The sequence below is a fragment of the Mesorhizobium sp. CA15 genome (assembly GCF_020165215.1).
Taxonomy (GTDB): domain Bacteria; phylum Pseudomonadota; class Alphaproteobacteria; order Rhizobiales; family Rhizobiaceae; genus Mesorhizobium.
The window spans coordinates 89,050-101,445 of record NZ_JAIUHQ010000008.1; the positions used below are offsets into that span (position 1 = coordinate 89,050).

The 12,396-nt window shown below is 64.7% G+C and carries 12 protein-coding genes and 1 tRNA gene; 6 read left to right on the forward strand and 7 right to left on the reverse strand.

Translation table 11 applies throughout. From position 1 onward, the window contains the following. Nucleotides 1-271: 271 nt before the first annotated feature. Nucleotides 272-1,678, forward strand: coding sequence for an NAD(P)-dependent oxidoreductase (locus LB515_RS15575; protein ID WP_224708244.1), 1,407 nt, complete (start codon nucleotides 272-274; stop codon nucleotides 1,676-1,678). Between the two features lie 41 nt (nucleotides 1,679-1,719). Here the strand turns inward: LB515_RS15575 and LB515_RS15580 are convergent. Both LB515_RS15580 and LB515_RS15585 read right to left on the reverse strand, forming a co-directional pair. Continuing rightward, nucleotides 1,720-1,796: transfer RNA gene (locus tag LB515_RS15580), tRNA-Arg, on the reverse strand. Between the two features lie 132 nt (nucleotides 1,797-1,928). Continuing rightward, nucleotides 1,929-3,092: a M20 aminoacylase family protein gene (locus tag LB515_RS15585; RefSeq protein WP_224708245.1), complete on the reverse strand. Its 1,164-nt coding sequence runs from the start codon at nucleotides 3,090-3,092 to the stop codon at nucleotides 1,929-1,931. Between the two features lie 220 nt (nucleotides 3,093-3,312). Here LB515_RS15585 and LB515_RS15590 point away from each other — a divergent pair, with 220 nt between their 5' ends. Both LB515_RS15590 and LB515_RS15595 read left to right on the forward strand, forming a co-directional pair. Further along, complete coding sequence (locus LB515_RS15590) at nucleotides 3,313-4,479, forward strand: D-alanyl-D-alanine carboxypeptidase family protein (protein ID WP_224708246.1); 1,167 nt, start codon at nucleotides 3,313-3,315, stop codon at nucleotides 4,477-4,479. An 8-nt stretch (nucleotides 4,480-4,487) separates the two neighbouring features. Then, nucleotides 4,488-5,594 carry a CobW family GTP-binding protein gene (locus tag LB515_RS15595; RefSeq protein WP_224708247.1) on the forward strand — a complete coding sequence of 369 codons (1,107 nt, stop codon included), beginning with the start codon at nucleotides 4,488-4,490 and terminating at the stop codon, nucleotides 5,592-5,594. Here the strand turns inward: LB515_RS15595 and LB515_RS15600 are convergent. The 5 genes from LB515_RS15600 to LB515_RS15620 form a co-directional block, all read right to left on the reverse strand. After that, complete coding sequence (locus tag LB515_RS15600) at nucleotides 5,591-5,848, reverse strand: sulfurtransferase TusA family protein (protein ID WP_095767426.1); 258 nt, start codon at nucleotides 5,846-5,848, stop codon at nucleotides 5,591-5,593. The genes LB515_RS15595 and LB515_RS15600 overlap by 4 nt on opposite strands. A 9-nt stretch (nucleotides 5,849-5,857) precedes the next feature. Further along, the gene (locus tag LB515_RS15605) at nucleotides 5,858-7,156 is read right to left on the reverse strand and encodes a murein L,D-transpeptidase family protein (RefSeq protein WP_224636960.1); all 1,299 of its coding nucleotides are present in this window, start codon (nucleotides 7,154-7,156) and stop codon (nucleotides 5,858-5,860) included. A 220-nt stretch (nucleotides 7,157-7,376) separates the two neighbouring features. Further along, nucleotides 7,377-8,327, reverse strand: coding sequence for an acetyl-CoA carboxylase carboxyltransferase subunit alpha (locus LB515_RS15610; protein ID WP_140843171.1), 951 nt, complete (start codon nucleotides 8,325-8,327; stop codon nucleotides 7,377-7,379). A gap of 100 nt (nucleotides 8,328-8,427) precedes the next feature. After that, nucleotides 8,428-9,342: a site-specific tyrosine recombinase XerD gene (locus LB515_RS15615; protein WP_224527325.1), complete on the reverse strand. Its 915-nt coding sequence runs from the start codon at nucleotides 9,340-9,342 to the stop codon at nucleotides 8,428-8,430. A 35-nt stretch (nucleotides 9,343-9,377) separates the two neighbouring features. Then, nucleotides 9,378-9,530, reverse strand: a complete 153-nt coding sequence (locus LB515_RS15620; protein WP_042643428.1) for a hypothetical protein — start codon at nucleotides 9,528-9,530, stop codon at nucleotides 9,378-9,380. A gap of 191 nt (nucleotides 9,531-9,721) precedes the next feature. On the opposite strand from LB515_RS15620, the gene LB515_RS15625 reads away from it, so the two are divergent. Genes LB515_RS15625 through LB515_RS15635 form a run of 3 tightly spaced genes read left to right on the forward strand, consistent with a single transcriptional unit; the run spans nucleotide 9,722 to nucleotide 12,383 of the window. Next, nucleotides 9,722-10,351 (forward strand): shikimate kinase, encoded by a 630-nt coding sequence (locus LB515_RS15625; RefSeq protein ID WP_224708248.1) that lies wholly within the window; start codon nucleotides 9,722-9,724, stop codon nucleotides 10,349-10,351. After that, complete coding sequence (gene aroB / locus LB515_RS15630; RefSeq protein WP_224708249.1) at nucleotides 10,348-11,493, forward strand: 3-dehydroquinate synthase; 1,146 nt, start codon at nucleotides 10,348-10,350, stop codon at nucleotides 11,491-11,493. The genes LB515_RS15625 and aroB overlap by 4 nt, the downstream gene beginning before the upstream one ends. Next, nucleotides 11,490-12,383 carry an HlyC/CorC family transporter gene (locus LB515_RS15635; RefSeq protein ID WP_224708250.1) on the forward strand — a complete coding sequence of 298 codons (894 nt, stop codon included), beginning with the start codon at nucleotides 11,490-11,492 and terminating at the stop codon, nucleotides 12,381-12,383. The genes aroB and LB515_RS15635 overlap by 4 nt, the downstream gene beginning before the upstream one ends. The last annotated feature ends 13 nt before the right edge of the window (nucleotides 12,384-12,396 follow it).

Here is a 12,396-nt window from a genome sequence, read left to right on the forward strand (position 1 = left end):
AGATCCAGCGCCGGCTTCCGAGGAACGCGCATGCCCCATCCAACCGTTGTCGGTTTCTCCGGAACATATGGTTGACGCCGACCAGGCCGGCTTCGGGCGCGAGCCTGCTCTTCTGCGCCTGCGCCATTTCGCGGGTCCTCACCTTTCAGAGCCGACAAGTTTTAACTTCCTTACGGCGATCTCTCGGTTGCGACCCGGATATGCCGTTTCGCGCGATCCATCGGATCACGGATTGGAGTAACTGGAGACAGCTGCAGGGAAACGACGCTCCATGACATCAGCCAATATTCTGATCTGCGATTTTCTCGGGCTGCGCTTTGGCGCGGACGGCAATCCCGACCACAGCGAGGTCAAGGCCTATATCGAAGCCAAGGGCGGCGTGTTCCACCAGACAGGCATCGCCAAGGCCGGCGCCCTTGACCCCGACAGGCTGCATTTCTTCTACCTGCCGCAATTGAGCACGCGTGACGAATTGCTGGCAGAGGCCGGTGACGGCCGCTACGACGCCGTCATCGCCGCCGCGACCTTCATTCCGGCGGAGACCAGGTTCCGCCTTGGCGGCGTGCGTATCGGCGCCGGCACCGGCAATATGGGCTCGGCATCCTGGGGCGGAGGCAGCGGGGAAGGCGGCGAAGCGCCGTTGATGAACACGCCGGGCATCAACAGCCGCGCCACCGCGCAAATGGCCATGAAGGCGCTGCTGAAAGTCAGGCCGGATCTCCCCGTGGACAAGCTCAACACCCTGGTCGCCGGCGGGCAGTTCGATACCGGAAAAGATCTGCGGCATTATCCGACCGAGAAGCTCGAAGGCAAAAGGCTGGCGGTGATCGGCTACGGCAATATCGGCCGGGAATTCGCCAGGCTCGGCCAGGCCTTCGGCATGCGGGTCACCATCCATGCGCGGTCCCGTCACCATAAATGGATCGAGGCAGAAGGCTTCGACTATGCCGAGACCATCGAAGACGCCGCGCGCGGCGCCGACGCGCTTTCGGTCCACCTAGGCCTCGGTCCCTACGATGCCGGCCAGCAGCGATACGCCAATGCCGGACTGATCGGAGATGAAGTCCTCTCCCTCCTCCACCACGGCGCGGTGCTCATCAACTACGATCGCGGCGAGCTGGTCGATGTGGCAGCACTGGAGCGCGCGCTGGCGTCAGGGCGCGTTTCCCATGCGGCGATCGATGCGGACCTGTTCAAGGACGGCAGCACCCTTTCGGGACCAATGCTGCCCTATCTCAGACTGGTCGAGGCCTATGGCCAGCGTCTGGAACTCCTCCCTCACGCCGCGGCCGACACCGACCACCCCTCCCGTGTCGCCGGCGCCAAGCAGGCCGTCGACCAGATCTACGCCGCCATCGTCGAGCATCGCGTCCACAATCTGAAGGGATCGCTGCCTCCGGGTTTCGTCGACATGGGAGCGAAAGTCCCGCCCGGTATCGGCGGCATCAATCCCCAGCATCTGGCGGCGCTGGCCGACGATCAAAACGCGGCCGCCGATCTCGCCCGGTCGAGCGCCGTCGTCGCCGCGTTCTGGGAACGCGTCCTGGCTGCGCCCGAACAGGAAAGACCGGCGCTGATCGCTTCCGGAGGCGAGACATTCGCCGAGGCCGCGAACCGTCTCTCCACACTTATGCGCAGGCACCATCTTTCGGGGCCGTTCACTTCGGGATCACTTTGACCCCAGCGTGCGGCGACCTGCTCGCCAAGCCTTTGAAAATATGGTGATCCCGACAGGAATCGAACCTGTGACCTACAGATTAGGAATCTGCCGCTCTATCCTACTGAGCTACGGGACCACGCGGCCCGACACATAAACGCTTCGGGCCGGTTCGCCAAGGGGCATGCTGACCTCCCCTCGGGCTGCAATTCATCTCGGTGGGCCGCGCCGCCAAGCCGGATGGCGGAACGTCGCCTTCGCCTGCGTGCGCTCAGGCTGCCAGCGCGGTCTCGGCCAGCTTCACCCAATAGCTCATGCCGTGCGGGATGACCTCGTCGTTGAAGTCGTAGGCCGGGTGATGCAGGCCGGCCGAGTCGCCATTGCCGATGAAGATGAAGGCGCCGGGGCGGGCTTCCAGCATATAGGAAAAATCCTCGCCGCCCATCACCGGCTGGATGGCGCGGTGGACGTGGCTGTCGCCGGCGATGTCGGCGGCGATGTCGCCCGCAAACACGGTTTCCTCGGCATGGTTGAAGGTGACAGGGTAGTTGGCGTCGTAATCGACCTCGATGGTGGCGCCGAAGGCGGAGGCGAGGCCGGCGCAGAGTGCGCGAATGCGCTCTTCCGATTTCTTGGCCACTTCTTTCTTCAGCGTGCGCACGGTGCCGGCGATCTCGGCGCTTTCGGGGATGACGTTATAGGCGTCGCCGGCGTGGAACTTCGTCACCGACACCACCACGGACTCGACCGGATCGGTGCTGCGCGAGGCAATGGTTTGCAGCGCGCCAACCAACTGGCTGGCGATGACGATCGGGTCGATTGTGCCGTGCGGCATCGCGGCATGGCCGCCGCGGCCCTTGACGGTGATGGTGAATTCGGCGGTCGCGGCCATGATCGGGCCGGGCTTGATGGCGAACTGGCCGACCGGCAGCCCCGGCATATTGTGCATGCCGAACACTTTCTCGATGGCGAAACGCTCCATCATGCCGTCCTTGACCATTTCGTTGCCGCCGCCGCCGCCTTCCTCGGCCGGCTGGAAGATCACCGCCACGGTGCCGGCGAAATTGCGCGTCTCGGCCAGATATTTGGCGGCGCCCAAGAGCATGGCGGTGTGGCCGTCATGGCCGCAGGCATGCATCTTGCCGCGCACGGTCGAGGCCCACGGCTTGCCGGTGATCTCGTCGATCGGCAGCGCGTCCATGTCGGCGCGCAGCCCGATGGTCGGGCCATCGCCCTTGCGGCCGCGGATGATGCCGACGACGCCGGTCTTGCCCAGTCCCGTCACCACCTCGTCGCAGCCGAAGGCCGTCAGCTTCTCGGTGACGAAACCGGCAGTCTGGAAGACGTCGAAATTCAGCTCCGGTGTCTGGTGCAGATGTCGTCGCCAGCCGGCAACTTCTTCCTGCATTTGCGCGGCGCGGTTCAGAATCGGCATGGTCGGTCCATCTCTTGGTTGACTGGCGGCAGTCGGTTCAGGGCCACTGCTCAGCAATTGTGAATATATGGCACTTTGCCATTTTGGCGTCACATAGGGTAAATAGCACCGCAACAATGCGGCCCGGGGTCGAGGGTCGGGTCGCATTATGCTGGCGATGGGTAACGAAATCTTACGGAGCCAGCGGCGATCACGGCAAGAGGCGATTTCGGATTTAATCATGCGGCAAAGGCATTTCCTCAACCTGTTGCTGGCAGGCGCGCTGGCGCTTCCGGTGCTTGCCGGCACGGCGCGCGCCAATCCGGTCGTGCTTTTCGACCTCAAGAGCGGCTCTGTGCTGGAGCACCAGGACGCGTTCAAGCGCTGGTATCCGGCCTCGCTCAGCAAGCTGATGACGGCCTATGTCGCCTTCCGCGCGATCCAGGCCGGCGAGGTAGCGCTCGATTCGCCGATCAAGGTGACGAAGCATTCGGCCGGCGAGCCGCCGAGCAAGATGGGCTTCAAGCCGGGTTCGGTGATGCGGCTCGACAATGCGCTGAAGATGATGCTGGTCAAGTCGGCCAACGACATAGCCATGGCGGTCGGCGAGAATATCGGCGGGTCGCAGGCCGCGTTCGCCGAGCGCATGAACGCCGAGGCGGCCCGGCTCGGCATGGTCGGCACGCATTTCGTCAATCCGAACGGGCTCTATTCGCCGGACCAGTATACGACCGCGCGCGACCTTGCCGTGCTGGTGACGGCGTTGCGCAATGATTTTCCGCAATATGCCCCGTGGTTCTCGATCGAAGGCCTTGCGGTCGGCAAGAAGGCGCTCCCGAACTACAATCTCCTGATCGGCCGCTATCCGGGCGCCGACGGCATGAAGACCGGCTTCGTCTGCCCGTCCGGCTTCAACATGATTGGCTCGGCGACGCGCAACGGGCGCACGCTGGTCGCCGTGGTGCTTGGCGAGAAATCGGCGGTCAGCCGCGCCGAAGCGGCGGCAAAGCTGCTCGACCAGGGTTTTGAGATGCCGGCGGTCGGTTCGACCACGCTCGCCGCTCTCAAGCCATATGGCGACACGCTGTCACCCAACGACATGCATGACGAGATCTGCGCGAAAAAGCCGAAGGCGGAGCAATCGGAGGCGGCGCCCGAGGTTGCCGCCAAGAATAAACCGAAATCGCCCTATCAGGTGAAGCTCGCCCATCCCACGCTCATCGCAGTCGGCCTCGGCGGCGCCACGGGACCCGCGCCGAAGGCCTTCGTCGACCAGACCGACCAGAACTATGCCGATGTGCCGCTGCCGGTCTGGCGACCGGACAGGCCGGCGCCGCCCGGCGCCGAGCCGCTGGCGACCGCCGCTGCCGGAGCGCAGGGCGACCAGCCCGTCAAAGCTGCCAACTAGGCAAACCAATGAGTGGCTTTCCCATCCCTGTTTCGGTGCTCACCGGCTTTCTCGGCGCCGGCAAGACGACGGTGCTCAATCGGCTGCTCAAGGATCCGGCGCTTGCCGATACGGCGGTGATCATCAACGAGTTCGGCGAGGTGGCGATCGACCATCTGCTGGTGGAGCAGGCTTCGGACGGCATCATCCAGCTTTCCGACGGCTGCCTCTGCTGCACGGTGCGCGGCGACCTGGTCGATACGCTCGCCGATCTGGTCGACCGGCTCCAGACCGGCCGTATCGCGAAATTGGCCCGTGTCGTCGTCGAGACGACGGGCCTGGCCGATCCGGCACCGGTGCTGCAGTCGATCATGGCGCATCCGGCGCTGGTGCAGGCGTTCCGGCTCGACGGCGTCATCACGCTGGTCGACGCCGTCAACGGCGAGGCGACGCTGGACGCCCATGTCGAGGCGGTGAAACAGGCCGCGGTGGCCGACCGCGTCGTGCTGACCAAGACCGATCTTGTGGACGCGGCCGCAGTCGAGGCGTTGCGGGCAAGGCTCAAGCTGATCAATCCGGGCGCGGTCGTGCTCGATGTCGAGGAGGCCGGCGCAGCGGCGCTGTTCAATTGTGGTCTCTATGATCCTGAAACCAAGTCCGCCGACGTGCGGCGCTGGCTTGGCGAAGAGGCGGCGCACGACCATGATCACGACCATCACCACCATGACGGCGAGCATGATCGCCACCACCATCATGAGCATCGCCACGACACGCGCGTGCGCTCCCACTCGCTCGTCCATGACGGCCCGGTGCCGTTCTCGGCGATCGAGATGTTCCTCGATCTCCTGCGCTCGACGCATGGCGAGAAACTCCTGCGCATGAAGGGTGTCATCGAACTCGCGGAGGATCCCTCGCGGCCGCTGGTCATCCACGGCGTGCAGAAGATCCTGCATCCGCCGGCGAGACTGCCGGCCTGGCCCGACGGCCAGCGCGGAACCAGGCTGGTGCTGATCACGCTCGACATGCCGGATGACTATATCCAGCGGCTGTTCGCGGCCTTCACCAACAAGCCGTCGATCGACACGCCGGACCGCGCAGCGCTGGAAGCCAATCCGCTCGCGATTGCCGGGCTTTAAGCTGAAGCAAGCAGGTCAGCCGCGTTGCCGCGCTCGACCAGGAAACGGTGGCCGCCAGTGACGGCCGCCGTCTCGAGCAGCTGGTGGCCGGCATCGGCGCAGAAGGCCGGGATGTCGATCACCGCCAGCGGATCGGTGGTTTCGAGCCACAGCCGGGCGCCGGGTCGCATCGCAGCCAGCCGCTTGCGGGCCTTCAGCACCGGCAACGGACAGTTCAGTCCCTTGAGATCGTAGATGGCGGGCGGCTTTGCCAAGCGGAAGTCTCAGCCGCCGAACATGCCGAGAAGTTTCTTCTTCAGCTTCGACACGGTGCCCTGGTCGGCGTCGGCGGCGGCCTGCGTTTCCTGCGCCGGCTGGGCGGGCGCGGCCTCGACGCCAGCGGTGACGACCGGCTGCTGCGCCGCCTGCTTGGCGGCCTCCTTCTCGGCCAGCGCCTGCGCCCTTGCCTCTGCCTTTGCGGCCTTGGCCGCCTCGATCGCGGCCAGGCGCTGCTCTTCGGCCTTGCGCTTGGCTTCCTTTTCCGCGTCGGCTGCCGCCATCTTGCGGCCGAGCGGGGAATCGATGCGGCCCATGCGGGTCGTTTCGGTCACCGAGCCGTCGGAATTCAGCGACGGCGGGTCGATCGGCACGCGCTCGCCGCGGGCGCGGCGCTTCGACCAGTCGGAAACGATGCTCGCTTCCTTGATGCCGGCAATCGTCGGCTTCGGCGGCGGCGTGCTGGAATTGACGGCTGCTTTGAAGGCCGCGTCATAACGCTTCTCGTAGTCGGCGTAGGCCGTTTTCAACGAGTCAGGCTGCATGGTCGCGGGGCAGGGGCCGGTCGGGTCGAAGGTCGTGCCTTCCGGCGCCACCTGGTTGAAGACGTAGCGCTTCTCGCAGACGTCGACCTTCGGCGGCACCTTGGTGATCTCGAAATTGTCGTAGCCGACCTTCAGCATCTTCCAGAACTCGTAGTTCGGGTCGTTGCGGTAGCGCGCCATGTTGGCGGCGGTCATGCGGAACGGAAAGGCCTGGATCTGGAACTCGGTCTGGCCGCCCTGGAAGGCGTCGCGGCCGAAGGCATAGATCTGCTCGATCTGGGCATCGGTCATCGAATAGCAGCCGGACGACGAGCAGGCGCCATGAACCATCAGGTTCTGGCCGGTGCGGCCATTGGCGCGGTCATAGGCGTTGGGGAAGCCGATGTTGAAGGACAGATGGTAGCTCGAGCGCGGATTCATCTGCGAGGGACGCACCGTGTAGAAGCCTTCCGGCGCCTGGCGGTCGCCCTCGGTGTATTTGGGGCCGAGCTTTCCCGACCATTTGCAGATGTCGTAGGTGGCGACAAGATCGTAACGGCCATTGGTCTTGGCCTTCCAGATCTCGAGCTTGCCTTCCTCCTTGAAGATGCGCGCCATCACCGAGGAGGTGCGTACCATGCCCTTGGCCCTCATGTCGGCGAGGATCTTATCGGGCAACGGCTTGTTGGCCTCCGGCGCGAAGTCCTTCATCGACGAATCATTGCAGCCGGCGATGCCGATAGCGGCGATCAGGATTCCGGTGCGGGCAAGCTTGGCAAACATCGATACGGCTACGTCTCTTCTCTCGGGCCAACGGCCGTCGGCATGGCCGGGCCCATAGGCTGAACACCAGTGGACCGTAAGCCCGTTAACCTTGAAAATTCCTTACCGCAAGCCTTGGCAAACCCCTCACGGCGATTTCCATTGAGCCGAATCCGGCGGCATTTTTGTGGCGGAATTGCTTATTCCGGCCACAGTTGAACATCTTGCCGGACTTGAGAGGTCAGAGGCTGCGGCCCATCGCCAGGTATTTCTCGCGGCGCTGCTCGCGGAAATCGGTGTTGGCGCCGGCGAAATCCTTCATCGTCCTGGCGATGAGGTCGCCGGTCGAGGCAATCACCGTTTCCGGCGCGCGCTGGGCGCCGCCCATCGGCTCGGGAATGATGGCGTCGATGATCTTCATCTCGAGAAGATCCTGCGCGGTGATCTTCATGTTGGTCGCCGCGTCCTTCGAGCGCGTGGTGTCGCGCCACAGGATCGAGGCGGCGCCTTCGGGCGAGATCACCGAGTAGATGGCATGCTCCAGCATGTAGACGCGATTGGCGGTGGCGATCGCGATGGCGCCGCCGGAGCCGCCTTCGCCGATGACCACCGAGATCGACGGCACCTTCAGCGAAAGACAGGCCGAGGTCGAACGCGCGATCGCTTCGGCCTGGCCGCGCTCCTCGGCGCCGACGCCGGGATAGGCGCCGGCCGTGTCGACCAGCGTCAAAAGCGGGATCTGGAAGCGGTCGGCCAATTCCATCAGGCGCACCGCCTTGCGATAGCCTTCCGGCCGGACCGAGCCGAAATTGTGCTTGATGCGGCTTGCGGTGTCCGAACCCTTTTCCTGGCCGATGATCGCTACCGGCTCGCCGCGAAAACGCGCGAAGCCGCCGACGATCGCCTGGTCGTCACCGAAATTGCGGTCGCCGGCCAAAGGCGTGAAATCGGTGAACAGCCCTTTGATGTAGTCGACACAATGCGGACGGTCGGGATGGCGCGCTACCTGCACCTTCTGCCAGGGCGTGAGCGCCTTGTAGAGGTCGCGCAACGCGTCGCGCGAGCGCTTTTCCAGCCTGCTGATCTCTTCGCCGACATCGACCGCCTCTCCGTTCTCGGCAAGCTTCTTCAGCTCAAGGATCTTGAGCTCCAGATCCTGCACCGGCTTTTCAAAGTCGAGGTAGTTGTACATGCTTGAGCGGACCGATCCGTCGGAAGGCAAATGGCTGGCGGAACCGCTGAAATGCCGGCTCCGGGCGGTGGAACGTCGCCCTCACATAGCGATATGAGGCCTAGTCGGCAAGCGGGTGATGATCGTTGACCAGCCGCACCAGCCGCTCCTCCAGCACATGGGTGTAGATCTGCGTGGTCGAGATGTCGGCATGGCCAAGAAGTTGCTGAACGGCTCTGAGATCGGCGCCGTTCTGCAGGAGATGGCTGGCAAAAGCATGGCGAAGCACATGCGGCGAGATCTTCGCCGACGCTATGCCGGACCGCGCGGCCAACCCCTTGAGATCGCGGGCGAAAACCTGCCGGGAGAGATGGCCGCTGTCGGAAGACGCCGGAAACAGGAACGGGCTCTCGGCAAAGGCCGGCCGCTCGGCCCTTGCGGCGAGCCAGGCGCGCATGGCGGCGCGCGCCTTGGTCGAGAGCGGCACCATGCGTTCCTTGTCGCCCTTGCCACGCACCATGAAGAAGCGATCGTCGCGCAACGCCACCGTGACCGGCAGGCCGACCAGTTCCGACACGCGCAAGCCCGTTGCGTAGAGCACTTCGACTAGCGCGTGCAGGCGCAACGCGGCCAACCTGTCGCCGTCCGGCCCGGATTCTCCGGCTTCCTGCGCTGCCCGGTCGAGCAGGCGCCCGGTCTCGGCTTCGCTCATCGTCTTCGGCAGCGGCCGGCCCTTGCGCGGGCTGTCCAGCGTGCCGGTCGGGTCGTCGCCGCGCAGCCCTTCGGCATAGAGGAATTTGAAGAACTGGCGGATCGCCGACAATTTGCGCGCCTGCGAGGTCGGCGCGAAGCCGCGCGCGGCGATGTCGTCGAGATAGGCACGGATGTCGGCCGATCCCGCGCCCGCCAGTCCGCCGTTGATCGCCTCGGATGCATCCTCCAGGTCGCGACGATAGGACGAAAGCGTGTTCTCGGCCGCGCCCCGCTCGGCGCTCATCATCTCGAGGAAGGCTTCGATGCGGGCGGCGCTGTTCATCGGGCCGGGATCAGCTCTTTGTCGGTTTTCGTGGGTCAGTTTTTCTTCGGGTTGAGCTTTTCAGCCGGAATGCGGATGCTCATTTCCGCCTTTTTCGGCTCCACGAACATCGCCAGCGCGAACATCGCGCCATAGGCAATGCCTGCAAGAACCGCCAGCGTCACGACGAAGCGAAACAAAGTCGGCATTCAATTTTCGCCCGTCTTGTTGTTCTGCTTTTCCAAAGCCCTGTGCCCTTATGGGACGCCAATCCGGCCAATTCAAGCACGAAGGATTTCGGTGAACAGGAGGTTTTGCCGGGGAAGCTTCGCGGCCGTTTGTCCCGGCCGTGCTTGACGCAAACAGGCTTTTGATGTCGATACGGCGCAAAGAGGCCCTGATGAACGCTCTGCCACCAAATCCGACGGACGAAGGCCGCGCCGCGCTGATCGAACGGCTCGGAAGCCGGTCGATCGTCTTCGTCGGACTGATGGGCGCCGGCAAGACCGCGATCGGCCGCAAGGTGGCGGCGATGCTGTCGTTGCCCTTCATGGACAGCGACCAGGAGATCGAAAGCGTCTCGCGCATGACGGTGCCGGAGTTGTTCGAGCGCTATGGCGAGCCGGAATTCCGCGCGCTGGAGCAGCGGGTGATCCTGCGCCTGCTGGAGAACGGACCGCAAGTGCTGTCGACCGGCGGTGGCGCCTTCATGAATGCGCAGACGCGCGAGGCGATTTCCGCGCATGGCGTATCGGTCTGGCTGAAGGCCGATCTGGACCTGTTGATGGAGCGCGTTTCGAAGAAGCAGAACCGGCCGCTCTTGAAGAATCCCGATCCGCGTGGCGTGCTGGAGAAGCTGATGGGCGAGCGCTATCCGGTCTACGCCACCGCCGACCTGACGGTGCCGACGCGCGACGATCGCAAGGAGATCATAGCCGACGAAGTCGTCGCCGCGCTCTGCGCCCATCTCGGCATCGACACGATCACAACGGGCGCTACGAGTGCCACAACTGGCGAGATTCAATCGTGAGCGATGCCGAACCGGTGAAGGTCGAGGTCGGACTCGGCGACCGCGCCTATGATATTCTGATCGGCTCAGGATTGCTGGAGCGTTCCGGCGAGGAGATCGCGCGCCGGCTTCCTGGTACCCGCGCGGCTATCGTCACCGACGAGAATGTCGCCGCCGCACATCTCGACACGCTGAAGGCTGGGTTGGACAAAGGCGGCATCCAGGCCGCCGTCATCACGCTGCCCGCCGGCGAGAAGACCAAGAGTTTCGTCCATCTGGAGGAAGTGGTCGACGGCGTGCTCGCGGCAAGGCTCGAACGCCGCGACGTGGTGATCGCGCTCGGCGGTGGCGTCATCGGCGACCTTGCCGGCTTTGCTTCCGGCATTGTCCGCCGCGGCATGAATTTCGTGCAGATACCGACCTCGCTGCTGGCGCAGGTCGATTCTTCCGTCGGCGGCAAGACCGGCATCAACAGCGCGCGCGGCAAGAATCTCGTCGGCGTCTTCCACCAGCCCAGGCTGGTGCTCGCCGACACCCAGGTGCTCGACACGCTGCCGATCCGCGAGTTCCGCGCCGGTTATGCCGAGCTTGCCAAATACGGGCTGATCGACCGCCCGGCCTTCTTCGCCTGGCTTGAACAGAACTGGGGGCAAGTCTTTGCCGGCGGTCCGGCGCGGGTCGAGGCGATCGCCGAGGCCTGTCGCGCCAAGGCCGACGTCGTTGCCCGCGACGAGTTCGAGACCGGCGACCGCGCCTTGCTCAATCTCGGCCACACTTTCGGTCATGCGCTCGAAGCTGCCACGCAGTATGACGGGAGCCGGCTCGTCCATGGCGAGGGCGTCGCCATCGGCATGGCGCTGGCGCACCGCTTCTCGGCGCGTCTCAACCTAGCAAGCCCGGACGACGCGGAGCGCGTCGAAGCGCATCTGCGCGCCGTCGGCCTGCCTTGGCGGATGGCCGACATTCCGGGCGAGCTGCCGGACGCCGAGGCGCTGCTCGGCTTCATCACCCAGGACAAGAAGGTCTCGCGCGGGGCGCTGACCTTCATCCTGACGCGCGGCATCGGCCAGGCTTTCATCGCCAAGGACGTGCCGTCCTCGGAAGTGCTCTCCTTCCTCAAATCGAGCCATCCCGGGTGGCTCGAGGTGAGCCATCCCGGATGAACGGCGCGGGCTGGATCGTCGCCGCCGTCCTTGCCGCCATCGTGCTTTTGGCGCTTGTCTTCCGCGCTCGATTGCTTGCCGCTTGCGGCTATGCGCTGCGGCCGATCGAGCCGCCGCAGCGGTCCGAGCGCAACGGCAAGGATGAAGACGGCGACGAACCCCGGCGCGAGGGCACGGCTGCCGAGGAGCGCAATCGGCTGGAGGGGCTGTTCGATCTCGACGAGCTCGAAGTGTCGGATGTCATGGTCCACCGCACCAATATGCGCTCGGTCAATGCCGACAATGCGCCGGAAGCGGTGGTGCGCGAGATCCTGCAGAGCCCGCACACCCGCATGCCGCTGTGGAAGGGCTCGCTCGACAACATCGTCGGCGTGTTGCATGCGAAGGATCTGCTGAGGGCCCTCAACGAGGTCGGCAACGATTTTTCGCGGATCGACGTCATGAAGATCGCGGCCAAGCCGTGGTTCGTGCCGGACACCACCACCTTGCAGGAGCAGCTCAACGCCTTCCTGCGGCGCAAGGCGCATTTCGCCATCGTCGTCGACGAGTATGGCGAGGTCGAAGGGCTGGTGACGCTGGAAGACATCATCGAGGAGATCGTCGGCGAGATCGCCGACGAGCACGACATCGACATGCAGGGTGTCAAGAAAGAGGCCGATGGCTCGGTCGTCGTCGACGGCACGGTGCCGATCCGCGATTTGAACCGCGCGCTCGACTGGGACCTGCCCGACGAGGAAGCCACGACGATCGCCGGCCTCGTCATCCATGAGACGCAGTCGATCCCTGAGGAGAAGCAGGCCTTCACCTTCCACGGCAAGCGTTTCGTGGTGATGAAGCGCGAGAAGAACCGCATCGCCAGATTGAGGATACGTCCCGCCAGCGAGGGCTAAGGCGTGCCGATGT

Excerpts from the sequence above, each read along its gene's own strand:
- LB515_RS15590 (WP_224708246.1), top strand. The coding sequence starts at position 3,313 with ATGCGGCAAAGGCATTTCCTCAACCTGTTGCTGGCAGGCGCGCTGGCG.
- LB515_RS15620 (WP_042643428.1), bottom strand. The coding sequence starts at position 9,530 with ATGCCGACTTTGTTTCGCTTCGTCGTGACGCTGGCGGTTCTTGCAGGC.
- LB515_RS15635 (WP_224708250.1), top strand. The coding sequence starts at position 11,490 with ATGAACGGCGCGGGCTGGATCGTCGCCGCCGTCCTTGCCGCCATCGTG.
- LB515_RS15585 (WP_224708245.1), bottom strand. The coding sequence starts at position 3,092 with ATGCCGATTCTGAACCGCGCCGCGCAAATGCAGGAAGAAGTTGCCGGC.
- LB515_RS15595 (WP_224708247.1), top strand. The coding sequence starts at position 4,488 with ATGAGTGGCTTTCCCATCCCTGTTTCGGTGCTCACCGGCTTTCTCGGC.
- LB515_RS15575 (WP_224708244.1), top strand. The coding sequence starts at position 272 with ATGACATCAGCCAATATTCTGATCTGCGATTTTCTCGGGCTGCGCTTT.
- LB515_RS15615 (WP_224527325.1), bottom strand. The coding sequence starts at position 9,342 with ATGAACAGCGCCGCCCGCATCGAAGCCTTCCTCGAGATGATGAGCGCC.
- LB515_RS15610 (WP_140843171.1), bottom strand. The coding sequence starts at position 8,327 with ATGTACAACTACCTCGACTTTGAAAAGCCGGTGCAGGATCTGGAGCTC.
- LB515_RS15605 (WP_224636960.1), bottom strand. The coding sequence starts at position 7,156 with ATGTTTGCCAAGCTTGCCCGCACCGGAATCCTGATCGCCGCTATCGGC.
- LB515_RS15625 (WP_224708248.1), top strand. The coding sequence starts at position 9,722 with ATGAACGCTCTGCCACCAAATCCGACGGACGAAGGCCGCGCCGCGCTG.